The organism is Microbacterium sp. MMO-20, from assembly GCF_037147735.1.
Taxonomy (GTDB): domain Bacteria; phylum Actinomycetota; class Actinomycetes; order Actinomycetales; family Microbacteriaceae; genus Microbacterium.
The window spans coordinates 1-223 of the sequence record NZ_JBBCUU010000030.1 but is presented as its reverse complement, the minus strand read 5'-3'; the positions used below and the strand labels follow the sequence as shown (position 1 = coordinate 223).

Sequence of the window (223 nt, the reverse complement as noted above, 5' to 3'; positions counted from 1 at the left end):
TTACTACAGCTTGGTATTGGTGTTCGGTGTGGCTTGTGTAGGATAGGTGGGAGACTGTGAAGCGGTGACGCTAGTTACCGTGGAGTCATTGTTGAAATACCACTCTGGTCATTCTGGATATCTAACTTCGAACCGTAATCCGGTTCAGGGACAGTGCCTGGTGGGTAGTTTAACTGGGGCGGTTGCCTCCCAAAAAGTAACGGAGGCGCCCAAAGGTTCCCTC

General features: G+C 51.1%; 1 rRNA gene. It reads left to right on the top strand.

Annotation, left to right across the window (positions count from 1 at the left end):
• Positions 1–223 (top strand): 23S ribosomal RNA (locus WFI52_RS14155); the annotation flags it as partial.